Annotated in this window: 15 protein-coding genes; 6 read left to right on the forward strand and 9 right to left on the reverse strand. The window is 59.3% G+C overall.

From position 1 onward, the window contains the following. The first annotated feature begins 110 nt into the window (after nt 1-110). Nucleotides 111-1,520: a DsbA family protein gene (locus tag QSJ80_RS05130; protein ID WP_285763256.1), complete on the forward strand. Its 1,410-nt coding sequence runs from the start codon at nt 111-113 to the stop codon at nt 1,518-1,520. Between the two features lie 23 nt (nt 1,521-1,543). Here the strand turns inward: QSJ80_RS05130 and QSJ80_RS05135 are convergent, their stop codons facing one another. The 4 genes from QSJ80_RS05135 to QSJ80_RS05150 all read right to left on the reverse strand — a co-directional run bounded on the left by QSJ80_RS05135 (nt 1,544) and on the right by QSJ80_RS05150 (nt 5,818). Then, nucleotides 1,544-2,647 (reverse strand): NADH:flavin oxidoreductase, encoded by a 1,104-nt coding sequence (locus tag QSJ80_RS05135; protein ID WP_285763257.1) that lies wholly within the window; start codon nt 2,645-2,647, stop codon nt 1,544-1,546. 50 nt (nt 2,648-2,697) lie between these two features. Continuing rightward, on the reverse strand, nt 2,698-3,441 hold the full coding sequence (locus tag QSJ80_RS05140; RefSeq protein ID WP_285763258.1) for an SDR family NAD(P)-dependent oxidoreductase: 744 nt from the start codon (nt 3,439-3,441) through the stop codon (nt 2,698-2,700). A gap of 30 nt (nt 3,442-3,471) precedes the next feature. Next, nucleotides 3,472-5,145, reverse strand: a complete 1,674-nt coding sequence (locus tag QSJ80_RS05145; RefSeq protein WP_285763259.1) for a sulfatase-like hydrolase/transferase — start codon at nt 5,143-5,145, stop codon at nt 3,472-3,474. Nucleotides 5,146-5,209: 64 nt separating this feature from the next. Beyond that, nucleotides 5,210-5,818 carry a hypothetical protein gene (locus QSJ80_RS05150; RefSeq protein WP_285763260.1) on the reverse strand — a complete coding sequence of 203 codons (609 nt, stop codon included), beginning with the start codon at nt 5,816-5,818 and terminating at the stop codon, nt 5,210-5,212. Between the two features lie 170 nt (nt 5,819-5,988). Here QSJ80_RS05150 and QSJ80_RS05155 point away from each other — a divergent pair, with 170 nt between their 5' ends. The 5 genes from QSJ80_RS05155 (at nt 5,989) to QSJ80_RS05175 (ending at nt 11,338) form a co-directional block, all read left to right on the forward strand. After that, the gene (locus QSJ80_RS05155) at nt 5,989-6,993 is read left to right on the forward strand and encodes an NADP-dependent oxidoreductase (RefSeq protein ID WP_285763261.1); all 1,005 of its coding nucleotides are present in this window, start codon (nt 5,989-5,991) and stop codon (nt 6,991-6,993) included. 22 nt (nt 6,994-7,015) lie between these two features. Next, the gene (locus QSJ80_RS05160) at nt 7,016-7,957 is read left to right on the forward strand and encodes a haloalkane dehalogenase (protein WP_285763263.1); all 942 of its coding nucleotides are present in this window, start codon (nt 7,016-7,018) and stop codon (nt 7,955-7,957) included. Nucleotides 7,958-8,015: 58 nt separating this feature from the next. Continuing rightward, the gene (locus QSJ80_RS05165; protein WP_285763264.1) at nt 8,016-8,825 is read left to right on the forward strand and encodes an SDR family oxidoreductase; all 810 of its coding nucleotides are present in this window, start codon (nt 8,016-8,018) and stop codon (nt 8,823-8,825) included. A gap of 62 nt (nt 8,826-8,887) precedes the next feature. After that, entirely contained in the window at nt 8,888-9,934 is a 1,047-nt protein-coding gene (locus QSJ80_RS05170; RefSeq protein WP_285763265.1) for a glutathione S-transferase N-terminal domain-containing protein, read from the forward strand. Between the two features lie 48 nt (nt 9,935-9,982). Next, nucleotides 9,983-11,338, forward strand: coding sequence for a DUF1254 domain-containing protein (locus QSJ80_RS05175; protein ID WP_285763267.1), 1,356 nt, complete (start codon nt 9,983-9,985; stop codon nt 11,336-11,338). A 48-nt stretch (nt 11,339-11,386) separates the two neighbouring features. Here the strand turns inward: QSJ80_RS05175 and QSJ80_RS05180 are convergent, their stop codons facing one another. The 5 genes from QSJ80_RS05180 to QSJ80_RS05200 are packed head-to-tail and all read right to left on the reverse strand — an operon-like array spanning nt 11,387 to nt 16,522. Next, entirely contained in the window at nt 11,387-12,049 is a 663-nt protein-coding gene (locus tag QSJ80_RS05180) for a nitroreductase (RefSeq protein ID WP_285763268.1), read from the reverse strand. A gap of 32 nt (nt 12,050-12,081) precedes the next feature. After that, nucleotides 12,082-12,771: a hypothetical protein gene (locus tag QSJ80_RS05185; protein ID WP_285763269.1), complete on the reverse strand. Its 690-nt coding sequence runs from the start codon at nt 12,769-12,771 to the stop codon at nt 12,082-12,084. Nucleotides 12,772-12,822: 51 nt separating this feature from the next. Next, nucleotides 12,823-14,058, reverse strand: a complete 1,236-nt coding sequence (locus tag QSJ80_RS05190; RefSeq protein ID WP_285763270.1) for an iron-containing alcohol dehydrogenase — start codon at nt 14,056-14,058, stop codon at nt 12,823-12,825. Nucleotides 14,059-14,093: 35 nt separating this feature from the next. Then, nucleotides 14,094-16,088 (reverse strand): alkyl/aryl-sulfatase, encoded by a 1,995-nt coding sequence (locus QSJ80_RS05195; RefSeq protein ID WP_285763271.1) that lies wholly within the window; start codon nt 16,086-16,088, stop codon nt 14,094-14,096. Then, the gene (locus tag QSJ80_RS05200) at nt 16,085-16,522 is read right to left on the reverse strand and encodes an SRPBCC family protein (RefSeq protein WP_285763273.1); all 438 of its coding nucleotides are present in this window, start codon (nt 16,520-16,522) and stop codon (nt 16,085-16,087) included. Before QSJ80_RS05200 ends, QSJ80_RS05195 begins: the two co-directional genes overlap by 4 nt. Between the last annotated feature and the right edge of the window lie 44 nt (nt 16,523-16,566).

Below are 16,566 nucleotides of genomic sequence, written 5' to 3' on the forward strand. Positions count from 1 at the left end.
TCGGGATTCTGGCTGCCGCAGTAGTATCTTCAAAATAGAATCTTCAAAATAGTAACTTCAAATATAATGGCATAAACTAGGACAATACAATAGGTTGAAGGGGAATTGAAATGGCGCAAACATTCAAAGAGCAGGGCGGCGCGGCCACCATGGACCCTGGCCCCTTGCTGCGCTGGTTGACGTCGAAGGTCGTCACCCGCATGTGTGCGCCACAGCGCATTGAAGCGCGCCGGGAGCGGGTGGAAAGGCGCCGCCAGCGCGCCGGTGCGGCGCATGTAGTGGAGTATTTCCACCAGGTGGATGATGGTTACAGCCACCTGGCAGCGCAGATGCTGGCGGCGCTGGCCGAGCGCTATGACATCGGGCTGGTCATCCACCTGGTCAGTGCACCGAGCGGAGACAATGTGGCCGAGCCGGAATTGCTCGCGCGCCTGTCGCGGCTGGATGCCGCCCTGATCGCCCCGCACTACAAACTGCGTTTTCCCGCGGGTGACGCGGCCCCCGCACAGGAGTTGGTGCGGCAGGCCGCCGCCATCCTCTGTGCTCAGGATTTAGGCGGTTTCATGGGCTGCGCGGCGGAAGTTGGGCAGGCCCTGTGGGCCGGTGACCGGGCTCGCCTGCAGGCACTGGCCGATCAATGGTGCAGTGCCAGTGACGATCGGGTGGCGGAACGCATTGCCGCCGGTAACGCGCGGCGGCAGCAACTCAAGCACTACTCCGGTGCTATGTTCTTTTACGGCGATGAATGGTACTGGGGCGTCGACCGGCTCTACCATCTGGAGCAGCGCCTGGCTGCGCTGGGCGCGGACCACCGCGCCGGGGAGCCACTGCTGGCACCTCGCCCGCCGGTGGAACCGATTGAGCCCGAGGGTGCTGGCAGCCTGACCCTGGAATGCTTCCCGTCCCTGCGTAGCCCCTACACCGCAGTCTGCTTCGATCAAGTCGTGGCCTTTGCGCGGGCGGCTGGTATCAGGCTGGTGTTGCGGCCCGTGCTGCCAATGGTGATGCGCGGTGTGCCGGCAACCCGCGAGAAAGGCATGTATATCTTTAGCGACGCGGCGCGAGAAGCGCGTGCAGCGGGGGTCGACTTCGGTAACTTCTACGATCCCATTGGCGACCCGGTACGCAGCGCTTATGCGTTGTATCCCTGGGCCTGTAAACAGGGGCGGGAAATCGAGCTGATGTCCTGCTTCCTGCGGGCGGCGTTTGCCGAAGGCATCAATACCAATAAAGAGCGGGGCCTGCGTTACGTGGTGGAGCAGGCCGGGCTGGATTGGCAGACAGCGCAGGACATCCTCGCTGAAGACGCGCGCACACCTCAGGGCGAGCGCGACTGGGAAACTTTACTGGAGGGCAATCGAGAGGCGCTATACCAGGCGGGCCTGTGGGGCGTGCCGAGCTTCCGTCTGCTCGACCAGAGCGGCCATGAGCGGCTCGCAGTGTGGGGTCAGGACCGCCTGTGGCTGGTGGCCCGCACGATCCAGCAGTTGCTGACAGGGCAGCCGGAGCCTGCAGGCTGAGGGTATTCGTTTACCCTGCAGCCTCAGGTCAGGCGAGCGAGTGATTCGCCGCTAAAAGACTGCAGCTCATCGAGGCGGCCATCGCGGACTTTGTTCGCCCACTGCGGGTCCTGCAACAGGGCGCGGCCTACGGCCACCAGATCGAATTCGCCGCGCTCGAGTCGCGTCAGCAAATCGTCGATGGCGCGGGTCTCGGAAGATTGCCCGGCAAAGGCGCCAAAGAAATCCCCGTTCAGCCCTACCGAGCCCACGGTCACGGTGGGCTTGCCGGTGAGTTCTTTGGTCCAGCCGGCCAGGTTGAGGTCCGACCCTTCAAATTCCGGTTCCCAGTAGCGGCGCTGGGAGCAGTGGAACAGGTCCACGCCCGCATCCGCCAGTGGTGCGAGAAAGTCGTGCAGCTCCTGCGGCGTTTGTACCAGGCGCGCAGTGTAGTCCTGCTGCTTCCATTGAGAGTAACGCAGCATGATGGGGAAGTCCGGGCCGGTAGCGGCGCGCACCGCCTTGATGACCTCCACCGCAAATTGCGCGCGCTTGGCCATGCTGCCGCCCCAGGCATCGCTGCGCTGGTTGGTGCCTTCCCAGAAGAACTGGTCGATCAGGTAGCCGTGTGCACCGTGGAGTTCGACTCCGTCAAACCCGAGCTTTTGCACGTCGGCAGCCGCCTCGGCAAAGGCCTCGATCACGCGCTCGATGTGCGCGGTGGTCATGGGCTCGGCAATTTGTTTGCCCGGCTTTAGCAGCCCTGAAGGGCCGGCGCTCGGCAGCTCCGGGTTGGCAGACTTACGCGCGTCCCGCGCGGTGCCCACATGCCACAACTGAGGGAAAATTTTGCCACCGGCAGCGTGCACATCCTCCACTACTTTTTTCCAGCCGGCGAGCGCGGCTTCACCGTGAAATTCCGGCACGCGTTGGCTGAGGCTGGCTACCGGGTCGTTGACCGTGGTGCCCTCGGTAATGATCAGTCCGGTGCCGCCTTCGGCGCGGCGGCGGTAGTAGCCGGCCACATCGTCACCGGGTATGCCGCCCGGGGAAAAATCACGGGTCATCGGCGCCATTGCCACGCGGTTTTGCAGGGTCAGGCTCTTCACGCTGAAAGGGCTAAACAGGGGGTTGTTCTGTTCGCTCATGGCTGTCACTTCTCCGGGAAACTATTCATTGGGGTTAACGCAGTGCCGGATTAGAGACACTGGCCGTCATCCAGTGCCAGTACCTGGCCAGTTAAAAATTCCTGGTCCGGTTCGCACAGGTACAGGATGGCCTTGTCCAGATCGGAGGGCTTGCCCACACGGCGGCGCGGCATAAACGCGGCCACTGCCTGGCCGGCGGGGCTGTCAAAGTATTCGGCATTGAGTTCGGTGCGGATATAGCCCGGTGCCAGTGCATTCACGCAAATGCCCTTGTTGATCCACTCGCGGGCAAATTGCTGGGTGAGGCGGGCGATGGCGGCCTTGGTAGTGCCGTACACGGTGTGTCCGGGCATTGCCTTGCGGTCAGAGACGGAGCCCACGTTCACAATACGGCCCTGGATGCCGTTGGCGATCCAGCGGCGGGCGAATTCGGTACAGAGGAAATACGGGGCCTTGAGGTTCAGGTCCACTACGAAATCAAAATCCTCCGGGGTCATGTCCACGGCTTTCTTGCTCACCGAGCTGCCGGCGTTGTTGACCAGGCAGGTGATGGGGCCGACCGCGGCTTCCGCCTTGTCGATGGCGGAAGCCAGAGATCCGAGGTCGGTCACGTCCAGCGCCAGCGGGTAGGCCTTGCCGCCGGCCTCCTCAATTTCTGCACACAGGGCTTGCAGTTGCTCCAGGCGTCGCGCGGCGGCAACCACGGTATAGCCGTTGGCGGCCAGAGTGCGGCAGAACTGTGCGCCGAGGCCGGAGGAGCCGCCGGTCACCAGTACGGTTTTGTTGTTACTCATGGTCAAGCTTCCAAATATTCCAGTGCGTGTTTAGTTGGGCCAGTACAGGTAGGTGTCACCGGCCTCGGTAACTTCGTTGGTGGTCTTGTCGATCAGGATTGGCAGCTGCGCCGCGCTGGGCCATGCCGGCGGCACCTGTTCGGCGTTGTGGGCTGCAAGTAGCGCTTCCAGTTCGGCGACTTTCTCCGGCTGTTCCGCGCTCAGGTCGCGCTGCTCGGTGGGGTCGGCCGCGAGGTGGAACAGGAACTTCTGCGGGCCGGCACCGGGCTTGTCCGGTTGCGCGGCGCGGATTAGTTTCCAGCCCTCGGAAAGCACGCTCTGCTGGTGGCCCTGGCGCCAGAACAGTGGGCGCTGCAGGTTTGCGTCGACCTCGCCGCGCATGGCCGGCAGCAGGTCGATGCCGTCGAGCTTGCGGTCGCCGGGTACCGGAGCGCCCGCGGCGGCGGCGATGGTGTGGAACAGGTCAATGTGATGTGCCGGTTCGGTGACGGTGCCGCCCGCGGGAATTTGTGCCGGCCAGCGCATCAGGAAGGGTACATGAGTACCGCCCTCGAAGTGCGACAGCTTCCAGCCGCGATAGGGCTTGTTCAGGTCCGGCAGGCCAAGGTAGCCGGCACCGCCGTTGTCGCTGGAAAAAATCACCAGGGTGTTGTCGCTGAGGCCGTGCTTTTCCAGTGCGGCGTTGATCTTGGTTACGCTGCGATCGAGGGCGCGGATCATCCCCGCGTAGACCCGCAGGCGGTGATCTTCGATGTGAGACAGCGCTTCGTAATCTGCGCGGGACGCCTGCAGTGGGTTGTGCACGCCCCAGTGGGCCAGGTACAGGAAGAAGGGCTGGTTGCGGTTGGCTTCGATCACCTTGACCGCTTCGCGGGTGTAATAATCGGTGAGGTAACCGTCTGGGGCAAAGGGCTCGCTGCCGTTGAACTGCGCTGCGTAGGTGCCGGTCGCCCAGATCATGTTGTCGATACCATCGCCGTGCACCCGCGCATTCACCACCTCGGGGTGATCGGCGGGCTGGTACAGGGTGCCTTTCATATACAGGCTGTCGTCAAAGCCCTGTTCTTCCGGGCGCGTGCCGTTACCGGTGCCCAGATGCCACTTGCCGATATGGGCGGTGTAATAGCCCTGTTGCTTAAGTGCTTCGGCGATGGTGACTTCTTCTGCCGGCATACCCAGCTCTTCCAAGGGGGGCAGCGAGGCGGTCACGTCCAGGTCCACCAGTACCGGAGGGGTGCGGGGCTCCAGGTCCTCCATCCATTGGAAAATCCGCGGTCCCAGCTTGAAGATTGGGGTGTACTCGAAACCGAAGCGCGTGGAGTAGCGCCCGGTCATCAGACTGGCGCGGGAGGGTGCGCAGATGGCGTTGGCGGCATAGCCGTTGGTGAACTGGGTGCCCGCGGCCGCGAGGCTGTCGATGGAGGGTGTCTGCAGGCTGCCATCGGCGGCGCCGCCATTGGTGAGGGAGATGTCATTGAAGCCCAGGTCGTCGGCGAGAATCAGGATGACGTTGGGTGGTCGCTCTGCGGGTGCCTGCGTGGCCACCTCGGGCCCCTGCGACCAGGTCACCGGCTGGTTGGGGGCAATTGAACTACGCAGCTCGGTGAGTTTGGGCGCCGCCCACAACAGCAGGTCGAGCCGGTTCTGCCAGCCGGTGTAACCGGCGGCCATGAGCAGGGCAAGGGTAATGGCGAGTTTCTTCATGGGGCTTTCGTGGTCGTTTTCTTGTTGTGTATTTCTGTTTCGTCTGTTCATAGAGGCGGCGCCGTCAGGCCCCGGTGTAAAGCGCACTTATGTAGAGAGCGCTTGTGGCCAGTAAGGCAATCACTAGCGGCACCAGAATGCGCGGGCCACCGATGAGTGACCAAGGTGCGGCCGGAAAGGCAAGGGTGCGTGCCAGTGCGTCGAGCTTGAGGCCATGGTGCTCACTGCCCAGGGTCTCGAGCATCACCTCTGCAAAGTCCGTGCGGCTGCGGTAGCGCACCAGGAAGGCCGCTTCCCAGTCCCACTCCGGTGACACGTTGACACTTTCTATCTTGCCGGAGGCCGCTGTGGCCAATGCCACCGGGTGTCCGGCGCGCCGGAGCAGGCTCCCGAGGAATATCTGCGAGTATGCGGTCAGCTTCTTGCGCGACTCTGCGCGCGGTTCTTTGAGTTCCATCAGGTTGACCATCACAAAATCTTTGCCGTCGTCCCGCTCAAGGAATTGGAGAACGTTCCTCCGCTGGAACTCGGGAATGCCCAGCTCTTCCATGGCCAGCTTCATGCGGTCGCGCAGTTCCGGCGATACACGTTTGCCAAAGCCCACATACCAGCACCGGAACAGGCCATAAGTGACCAGTGCGCCGCCAATGATCCAGACTGTATGTGACTCCATACCCAACCCCTGTACGCTCTATCAGCGGGAATGTCATTTTGTGTGTTGGAATTGGTCAATTCGAAAAATTGACACTGATTGTGACAATAGTGGAAACTGGCCTCACAAGTCAATGCGAAGTCGATGCGGGCCAAAGCCTGCCTGCACAGTCCAAACGAGAGGCATTTCCTATGAGTGGCAACGTAACACAGGTGCGGTTCGCAAAGCCTGCGCCGGGCCTGCCAACAGCAGAAACCTGGGCATTCAGCCACGACCCGTTACCCGAACCGCAGGAGGGGGAGGTCTCGATCCGGCTCCACTATCTGTCCATCGACCCGGCCATGAAGGGCTGGATTACCAACAAGCGCAGCTATATCGAGTCGGTGCCGCCCGGTGAGGTGATGCGTGGCTTTGGGGTCGGTGAGGTGATTGCCTCGCGCACGGACTATTTCAAAGTTGGTGATTTCTGCACCGGTTTTACCGGTATCCAGACCCACGCCACCCTGAACGGCAGGACACTGCGCAAAGTCGACCCGCAACTGGCGCCGTTGAGCCGCTATATGGGCGGCCTGGGGATGACCGGCTTTACCGGCTATTTTGGCCTGCTGGATATCGGTAAGCCGCAAGCGGGCGAGACGGTGGTGGTGTCGTCTGCAGCCGGTGCGGTTGGCCATGTGGTGTGCCAGATCGCGCGTCTCAAAGGTTGCCGGGTGGTGGGTATTGCCGGCGGGCCGGACAAGTGCGCCTATTTGCGTGAGGAACTGGAGCTGGATGCGGTGATCGACTATCGCGCGGGAAGCCTTGGCGAGGCCCTGAGCGAAGCCGCTCCCGACGGCATCGACGTGTACTTTGACGGTGTGGGTGGCGAAACTCTGGATGCAGTACTCGCGCGCATAAACCGTCACGCGCGCATTGTGTTGTGCGGTGCGGTTTCCCAGTACGGGCAGCTGGAAAATATGGTCGGCCCGGGTAATTACATGCAGCTGATCGCACAGAGCGGGCTGATGCAGGGCTTCACCATGCGCGACTATCTCAAGCAAATGCCCGCGGCGTTTGTGGAGCTGCTGGCCTGGGAAAAGCAGGGCAAGCTCAAGTTTCGCGAGCATATAATCGAGGGGATTGAGCAGTTTCCTCAGGCGGTGGACATGCTCTACCGTGGTGAAAACCACGGCAAGCTGATGTTGAAGCTGGTGTGACAGGGCAAGACGGAAGACTGAGATGATGGACATACTGCGCACGCCTGACGCGTGTTTTGAGAACCTGCCGGGCTATGACTTTGCGCCGCACTACACCACCATCCTTGATGACGATGGAACGGAAATTCGTATTCACCATGTGGACGAGGGGCCGCGGGATGCCGAGCCCATCCTGCTGATGCACGGCAATCCCACGTGGGCCTATCTTTACCGCAAAATGATACCGGGGCTGCTGCAGAGCGGGCGCCGGGTTATTGCCGTGGACCTGGTAGGTTGCGGGCGCAGCGACAAGCCCGCGCGCAAGCAGTATTACACCCTCGCACGGCACATGGATTGGATGAAGAAATGGTTGCTCGCCAATGACCTGCGCAACATCTCCCTGTTCTGCCAGGACTGGGGTGGCACCATTGGTCTGCACCTGGTGGCCAAGTTCCCGGAGCGTTTCGACCGAGTGATCGCCAGTAATACCGGCGTGCCCGCAGGTAAGGGAGGCAACCGCTATTTGGATATCTGGCTGGCCGTGATGCGCTGGATGCCGAGCTTTCCCTGGAGAATGGCCTTTAAGAACGCAATCCAGTGCGAACAGTTCAACCAGGCGAAGTACGATGCCTACCGCAAGGCGCCGTTCCCGGCACGCCGTTACCAGGCGGGAATACTGCAGTTCCCGCAGCTTATTGCTATCCATCCGGATAACCCGGGGGTGCCGCTGAATAAGGAAACCTGGGACGGCCTGAAACAGTTTCATAAGCCCTTCCTGACCCTGTTTGGCAGCCGCGATCCGGTCGCCCGCGGTTTTGAAAAAACATTTCAGAAGCATGTGCCGGGCGCCCGCGGCCAGACGCACAAGATCATCCGCGGCGGCGGCCACTTTATCCAGGAAGATAAACCGGAGGAGCTGGTGGCGGAGATACTCCCGTTCCTCGAGGTGAGTCAGTCAACCGAGGTAGTGTGCGAAAACGTGTGATTTGAGAGCGAATGCTGCCCCTGGAAAATAAAAAACAGAGAAAACGGTAGAGAAAGTCATGTCCAGCAACAAGAAGAGTGAATTGGCGGCGCGCCGCGTTGCGATTACCGGAGCATCCGGCGGCCTCGGTCGCGAACTGGCGCTGTGCTTTGCCCGGCAAGGCTGGCGCGTCGCGGTGGCGGACGTGCGCGAGGCGGAAGGTGAAGCGGTGGTGGGGGAGCTCAGAACCCTCGGTGCCGACGCTTTCTACCAGCACTGCGATGTGCGCGAGGAAACCGACTTTGAAACCCTGCTGGCCGCGTGCGAGCAGCACTGGGACGGGGTGGATGTACTGGTGAATAACGCCGGCGTCGCCAGCACCGGACGGATCGAGCGTGAGTCACTGGAGAGCTGGCAGCGCCTGCTGGATATCAATACCCTGGGCGTGGTGCGTGGGTGTAAAGTATTCGCACCGGCCATGAAGGCGCAGGGCGGGGGACATATCGTCAACATTGCTTCGATCGCGGGCATCGCATCCTCGCCAAAAATGAGTAGCTATAACGCCAGTAAGGCGGCGGTGATCAGCCTTTCCGAAACCCTGCGTGCGGAATTATCTGGCGATAATATCGGTGTCACAGTGGTCTGTCCGCATCTGTTCCGTACCGGACTGCTGGATTCCATGTTGACTACCAGCGAAAGGGCCAAGGCCGGAGTGGGGAAAGCCATGGAAGCGTCTCCGCTGTCTGCCGCGGACATTGCGCAGATGATCTATCGCGCAGTACAGAAAAACAAGTTTATGCTGTTACCGCATCGGGCGACCCACTGGATGTGGTGGCTGAAGCGTCTTTCACCTTCACTGCACCAGTGGTTTTCGGCACGCACAGCGTGACCCTGCGGCAAGTGGCCTGGTCTGTGGCAAGTGAATGACATGGGAAACCCTGGAGGAAGCCAGTGAGTAGCATCGTCCCAGTCCGGATATTCGGCCATATTGGCTCGCCCTACAGTCGCAAGATGGTGGCCCTGATGCGTTACCGGCAGATTCCCTACCGGGTGACCTGGGGGGATCCCCGGGAGGCGCTGCAATCTTTGGGGGTGGCGGTACCCAAGCCCGCCCTGTTACCGGTACTGTTGTTGCCTGATGACGATGAGCAGCCTCAGGCGCTCTGCGACTCTACCCCTCTGATTCGCCGTCTTGAACACCTGTACCCCCGTAGGTCCGTGCTGCCGCGGGACCCGGCGCTGGCGTTTGTCGACTACCTGCTCGAGGACTATGCCGATGAGTGGGTAACCAAGTTTATGTTTCACTACCGTTGGCACTTCGCTACAGATGCCGGTCACGCGGGTAACCTGCTTCCGCTCGGTTATTCGGTGAGCCTGCCGGATGCGATGTTGCAGCAGATGAGCGTGATGCTCTCCGAGCGCCAGATCGGCCGCCTTGGTGTTGTGGGCTCCAGCGACCATACCGCGCCGGTAATCGAGGCCAGCTACCGACGCTTCCTGCAGGCAATGGAAGCGCATTTGGCCAGCCAGCCGTATATGCTCGGTACAAGGCCGGGTGCTGGCGACTTCGCCTTGTACGGGCAGCTCACGCAGCTGGTGAGCGTAGACCCAACGCCGCGAGACATCGCCCTTGACCTGGCCCCCCGAGTGGTTGTCTGGACCAGCCTGATGGAAGACCAGAGCGGCCTCGAGCTTGCTGATACGCGCTGGAACGACCCAGTGGACCTTCCCTCGACCTTGCGCCCGTTGTTGAACGAAATTGGCCGCACCTATGTGCCGGCACAACTGGCCAATGCCGCGGCCCTGAAGGCTGGTGAAGGTACCTGGGAATGCGAGATCGATGGCCAGCGATGGGTCCAGTCTGCGTTTGCATACCAGGGCAAGTGCCTGAGTTGGCTACGCGAAGAGTTTGCTCAGTTGGCGAAAGCCGACCAGCAGCGGCTGCTGGGAGCCCTGGAGGGCACCGGCTGTGAGGCTTTACTCGTTGGACTCGTTTAAAAATTCGTACATGAGACTCGGTGGCATTTCCCTGCCGGAGGCGTTGGCATGAAAAAAAATCTGGTCGTTTTGTCTGCCCTGATCATACTGCTGGGCGGGCCATTGTTATACAGCCTGAGCCTGGTCAAAAAGACTGCTCAGGCCTATGTGTACAGTTACCCGCTCGCGCTGATGGCGCTCACCCGCGAGTCCATGATCGGCAATGGATTTATCCTCAACCGGTTCAGCCATATCCAGTCTTTTCCTGACCACACTTTCCGCAACGTGGTGCGCCCGAACAATGACACGCTCTACAGTATTGCCTGGCTGGATTTGTCCACCGGGCCGTTGGTGCTGGACGTGCCGGATACCGCCGGCCGCCAATACGTGATGCCACTGATGGATATCTGGACCAATGTGTTTGCCACCGTTGGTAAAGGCAGCACCGGCACCGGGGCTGGCAGTTACCTGATCGCGGGGCCGGACTGGCAAGGTGCAGTGCCTGCCGGTGTACGGAAAATTACCTCACCCACCAATGGGGTGTGGGTGATTGGCCGCATCCAGACTAATGGCCGGATAGATATCCCTGATGTACGCAAGCTGCAACAGGAATATTTCCTCACGCCATTGGCCGATTGGGTTGCCGGGGTACGCCACAGTGGGCAAGTTGCCGGAAGCAATGCCCAGACGCGTGCGAAAGATCCCGCTGCCGAACTGATGGCGATGTCAGCGACAGAATACTTCGCGCTGGTCAACAGTTTACTGCAGGAACAGCAGACCTTGCCGCAGGACGAAGCGGCCCTGGACAATTTACTTGCGTTGGGAATCGCTCCTGGCAGTAACGAGGTAAAAGAGCGCTGGAATCCGTTGCAGACCCTGCTGATGGACCGGGCGATAAAAATTGCACAGAACCGGGTCATGTCGGCAGTAAGTGGTCCGCGAGAGCTGGAAAATGGCTGGACCGTTTGGCGTTCGAAACTGGGGCGCTACGGGGATGACTACGGGTTACGTATGGCGGTGGCCGTTGTCGGTCTGGGCGCCTTGCCTCCAGAGGAGGCAGCTTACCCCAATACCGAAGTGGATGCTGAAGGCAAAGCACTGCACGGTTCCAACCGCTATCGACTGCATTTTCCCACGGGGCAGACACCGCCGGTGGATGCGTTCTGGTCGCTGACCATGTATGACCGGGACGGGTTCCTGATCGACAATCCCATTAATCGTTATACGATCGGTGATCGAGACGCACTGCAGTACAACGACGATGGCTCCCTGGATATTCTCATTCAGCACCAGCCGCCGGAAAACCTGGCTAACTGGTTGCCCGCTCCGGACGGCGCTTTTGCGGTAACGATGCGCCTGTATTTACCCGGGGACGAATTCCTGAGTGCCGAGTGGCAAGTACCGGGACTGCAGCGCACGCGCTAGTTTTTTACCGCCAGTGGCGGCGGCTTAGCTGATAAAAGCGCCCGCGGCCTAGCTAATAAAAGTTACGGCCTCAGAAAGTGTCGCGCGCTCGGTACGTGCTGCATTCACTGCGGCAGCTTCGTCCGGGTAGCCGAACGACATACCAAAAAGAATGCCCTGATCGTCGCTCAGCCCGAACATTTCCCGGACTGGCGTTGGGAACTGTCCCAGAGCACCCTGAAAGCAGCTGCCGAGGCCATGCTCTTCCAATAAAAGTGCCAGTGTCTGCGCATAAATGCCGATATCAACGGCGCCCATGATGCCGAGATACTTGTCCATGACAAAGAATGCCGCGTGCGGTGCGCCAAAGAATTCCCAATTTCGCAGCATCGCCATCTGCCGTGCGTTTTTGTCCTCGCGCTCGATGCCCATCGCGGAATACAAAGCATTGGCCGAGCCAAACTGACGTTCTCGGTGGATGCCGGCGTACTTTACTGACCAGTCAAAATCCGGCTTGGGTCCGTCGCCTTTCATCAGCTCTTCGACAAAGCGCTGCTTCAGTGCGTCTTTCTTGGCGCCCGAGACAACGAAGGTTTGCCAAGGCTGCACGTTGCAGTTGGAGGGCGACTGTTGCGCGCGGGTAAATATGTCGTTCAGCAGCACCTGTGGCACCGGGGTGTCTTTAAAGGCGCGGGTGGAAACACGGTTATCGATGGGAGAAAGTTCGGTCATACAATCTTCTTCTTATTCGCTACAAGAGGTATTTAAAACGTCCCTGTTGTTCCGGCTTGATTTTCCTGTGTCCCGCTTGTCTTATTTTTACCGCGCCGGGAAAAGGCAGGTAGTAGCAGTTGAATCAGCGCCGTCAGCGAAAACAGGATAAGCCCGAGCAGCAAGCGCGGGTCGCCCAGGTAAAGGCTGGGTTCGATCGGGTAGGCGATGGTCTTTTCCAGTGCTGCGGTCTTGAAATCGTGGCGGCCTAGGAATACCGGGTTGCTGATGACCTCCATAAAAGTGCGCCGGCTGCGGTATCGGAAGATAGCAGCACTGGTCCACTCCTCGGCGCCCTCGAGCCCGATAAGATCGATCACCGGGAACACGGCACCACCAATGAGTACCGGGTGGCTGGCGCGCTTTACAAGTGCCGGCAGCATATGCTCCAGATACAGGCCCATCAGGGTGTCGGCGTCTGCGTCGGCCGGTGCGCCTTCCACCGCTGGTGGTTCGGCATTATTGTGGATTGCATTGACCATCAGGAACTGGCGGCCACTGTCTTCGCGCATGAAGCGTCCCAGCTCACCCACCCGCTCTGCAGACACCCCGTTGTCGGTCAGTGCTCGGGTGAACTTATCTATCTCTGCGTTACTGAGTGGGCCGGAAAAATCTGTATACCAGAAAACAAAAAGGGCATACAGCATGGCTGGGAGCAGCCAGATTTTTGCGCGTGATGACATCGGTGGTCCTGTAGTGGTGTTTCGTTGGCTTTTTCGGATGCGCCTGATAATTTATCCGGCTGTGTTCTCGACAGATGGCAGTAACTTACGCAACAGCACCTCACACTGCTGTTGGTTCATCAGCGTGGGTACGGGGTAGTCCGGATTACCTTCCTTGAGGGCGCGCTGTGCAAGCTGAGAAATGTCTTTTTCCAGCAACGGCGCCACCGTAGTGGGAATATCCATATTGCGATTCATATCGCGGATCTTTTCGATAAAGCGCATGGAAAGGTCTGCGGTGGGTTCGCTCGTATCCCCCAGCCCGCCAATGACGGCCAGGCGTGCCAGCTTGTGCTCACAATCTGCGCGGGAGAAGTCCAGAATGTGCGGTAGCACGATGGCATTGGCAAGGCCGTGGGGTACCCCGTACATGCCACCCAAATTGTGCGCGATGGCGTGTACATAACCAATGAGTGCCCGGGTAAATGCGAGCCCTGCAAAGTAGGACGCCTGGGCCAAATTGTTGCGTCGCTCCAGATCGGATCCGTCCAGATACACCGTCTCGAGGTCCTCGAGAATGATTTTTACGGCTTTTTCCGCGTAATCGTCAGTAAATGATGTCCCAAAGCCGCCTATATAGGCCTCAATTGCATGGGTAAGGGCATCCATGCCAGTGCTCGCGGTGATATGCGGTGGCAGGCCCAGCATCAGCTCGGGGTCCAGCACCGCATAGGGGGGGACAATCTTCAGGCTCGTGACTGCGAACTTCTCCTGAGCTTGTGGATCCGAGACCACCGCCGCGATAGTGCACTCTGAACCGGTGCCTGCCGTGGTGGGTACTGCGAACAGTGGTGGCAGCGATTTGGAAATCTTGAATGCGCCACGCATCTTCATCACGGACTTGCCCGGGTTGCTGACCCGGGCGCCGATCATCTTGGCGCAATCCATAGGTGAACCGCCGCCAAATGCAATAATGCCGTCGCAGCGGTTGCTTTGATAAACCTGAACGCCGGATTCAATATTTTCTATGGTGGGGTTTGGCTTCACCCCGTCAAAAACCGTGCAGGAAATACCGGCCTTTTCGAGTGCCTGCAGCAGCCCATTGGCCAAACCCAGGCTGGTGATGCCCGCATCGGTGACCAGAAGTACATGCTGAAGGCCGTTATTACTGATCAATTCTGGCAGTTGCGCGACACTACCGGGGCCGCTGAGGAGTTCTGGGACCGGTACTTTCACCAGATTTAACAGTGGTTTTGTCACCGCATGGGCAGTGCGATACAGCGTTTTTTGCAATGTCCACTTCATCATGCTCTCCAATTGTCCTTATTTAATGTGCACTGGTCTCAGGGCGTGACAATATCAAACTTTCCGTCTGCCATGCTGAACAGGGAGAAAAAACGAACCAGGTCCAGCTTGCTGCCGCTTACTTCCAGATCTTCCGAGAACAGGATTTCTTTAGCGCTCGCCTGTCGGGTCAGGAGCTTTATAAACAGGTCGTGTGTCAGTGTCAGGGTAGCGTTGGCTTCGGGGTCCGGTGGCCGTTGCCAGTGATGCAGTACCGCGTTCTCGATTTGCAGTACGTAGCTCTGGTGCAGGTCAGGAAATACGAAGTTGACGGTGAGATCCTCGCCGTCCGCTTTGGGTCCATCCAGTGATACTGCAATGGTGTCGAGAAAGCGTGGCAGGGGCATATAGCGTAGTTGTTCGGCGGCAAGCGCCAGATCCATACCGCGCTCGGGGCCGCCGTGTCGTAATTCATAGGCACCGCTCAGGTATACATCCCGCCACGGGCCGGATTCCGAGACATAGCCGAGCTGGTCGTAAGTCCTGGCCAACAGGGCTTTGGCGCTTTCGTTATCGGGATCGGCGAATACCAGCTGATTAAGCACCTCTGCTACCCAGCGGTATTCCCCGTTCTGGAACGAGTTTTGTGCCTTGCTCAATACGGCGTCGGCGCCACCCATAAATTCTATGGTTTTCCTCGCAGATTCTACCGGTGGCAGGGGATTTAAATTGGCCGGATTGCCGTCGTACCAGCCGAAGTAAAACTGATACACCGCTTTCACATTGTGACTGACGGTGCCGTAGTAACCGCGAGTGGAAAAGTTATTGCGCAGGGACGTGGGGAGTTGGATCTGTTCGGCGATTTCCCGTGGCGTCAGGCCGGCATTGGCCATACGGATTGTCTGATCGTGAATGTACTTATACACATCGCGCTGCTTTTTCAGAAAGTCCACCACCTGCGCGTTGCCCCAGATAGGCCAGTGGTGGCTGCCAAAATAAATCTCCGCATCCCCGAAGCGCTGGAGGACATCATCAATGGTATTGCTCCAGTTCAGGCTATCGCGCACCTTGGCACCACGCAGGGTGTAGACGTTGTGCATCTGTTGTGAAACCAGCTCGGCACCGCACCACGCATTGTGCTCGGGGAGGTAGAAGGTCAGTTCCGCGGGGGCTTCCGAGTGGGGCGCGTTCTGAAAGACAAAAGGCACGCCGTCAATAACGTGCGGTTGTGGTGTTTGGGTGACGAGAAAATTGGGTGGCAGTACGCTGCTGGAACCCAGTGCAGGCTCCTTGCCCAGGCCGGTGTCCACATGTGCGCGCTCGGAACGTGGCAGTCGCTTGCCATACATATAGAGAGCGCGCCGATACATGGCCGTTCCCGCCATGGAATTTTCGCTGGTGGCCTCCTCCATAAAGCCCTCTGGGGCTATGAGATCCACCTTGCCGCTGGCGATCTGTTCGGCGGAGACCAGTGCAGTGGCGCCACCAAAGTGGTCCACGTGACTGTGCGTGAAGACAACCGCGGAAATGGGCTTGCGCTGCAGGTGCTGCATGGCAAATTCGAAGGCGTGTTGCGCGGTTTCTTTGGACGTGAGCGGATCGACAACAATCCAGCCCGTATCCCCATCAATCAGTGTCATGTTGGCGAGGTCAAAGCCGCGCAACTGGTATATCCCTTTGGTGACTTCAAACAGACCATGGATATTGTTCAGCTTGGCCTGGCGCCAGAGGCTGGGGTTGACGCTGGCGGGAGCATCGCCCTGAATGAAATCGTAGGCGGTGAGGTCCCACACGGGGCCGGATCCGGGCCCATCAATCCGAAGGTTGTCAGCGCTGGCAATCAGGCCGCGGCGAGCATCGGCAAAATCTTGCTGGTCGCCAAACGGTAGCTGGTTGAGCACATCCGCATTCGCGCGGATAGTCGCCGCGGTGGGTGCAGTGAAGCCGTATTTGTCCGGGCCGTCATTGGCACTGCTGGTTGTGCCGCTTTCGGTGCGATTGTCGCAAGCCATCAAGGCGGCGGTGCAGAGCAATACGGGAATAAATGGTTTCATAGTGCGGAGATTTGCTTGAGCAGTGAACCGAAGCCCTGGCGTCCCTTGCGCTCGAACAGGGGGCCGAGAAAGATTCTGCCGAGAACAGGGATGTTGATAGAGCCTCTGGAAATCCAGGTGACCTTGGTCCCCCCTTCGACCTCGCTCAGGGTAATGCTACCGATATCATGGTTGAATGGCAGGGGCGAGGACTTTTCGATCTTGTAATCGAGCCGGTAGGGCCGCTCGAAGCAGGTAATGCGCTCTTCAAACTTTACTGCACCAAGGTCGATATGGCGCAATGCGCCAACGCCATTCCTTTCTGTATGTCCGGCTTCCAGGAGCTTTGCATCGTTTACACCGCGGAAACGGTCATAAGCATCGTGGTCCGCCAGAATCTTGAATACGGTGGCGATGTCCTTGTCGATAATACGTTCTACTTGAATATCAAACATAAGATTTCATTCGGTCTCTAAATGCGGCAGTAATGCGCCAGCGG

Source organism: Biformimicrobium ophioploci (assembly GCF_030270605.1).
In the GTDB taxonomy this organism is placed as follows: Bacteria; Pseudomonadota; Gammaproteobacteria; order Pseudomonadales; family Cellvibrionaceae; genus Biformimicrobium; species Biformimicrobium ophioploci.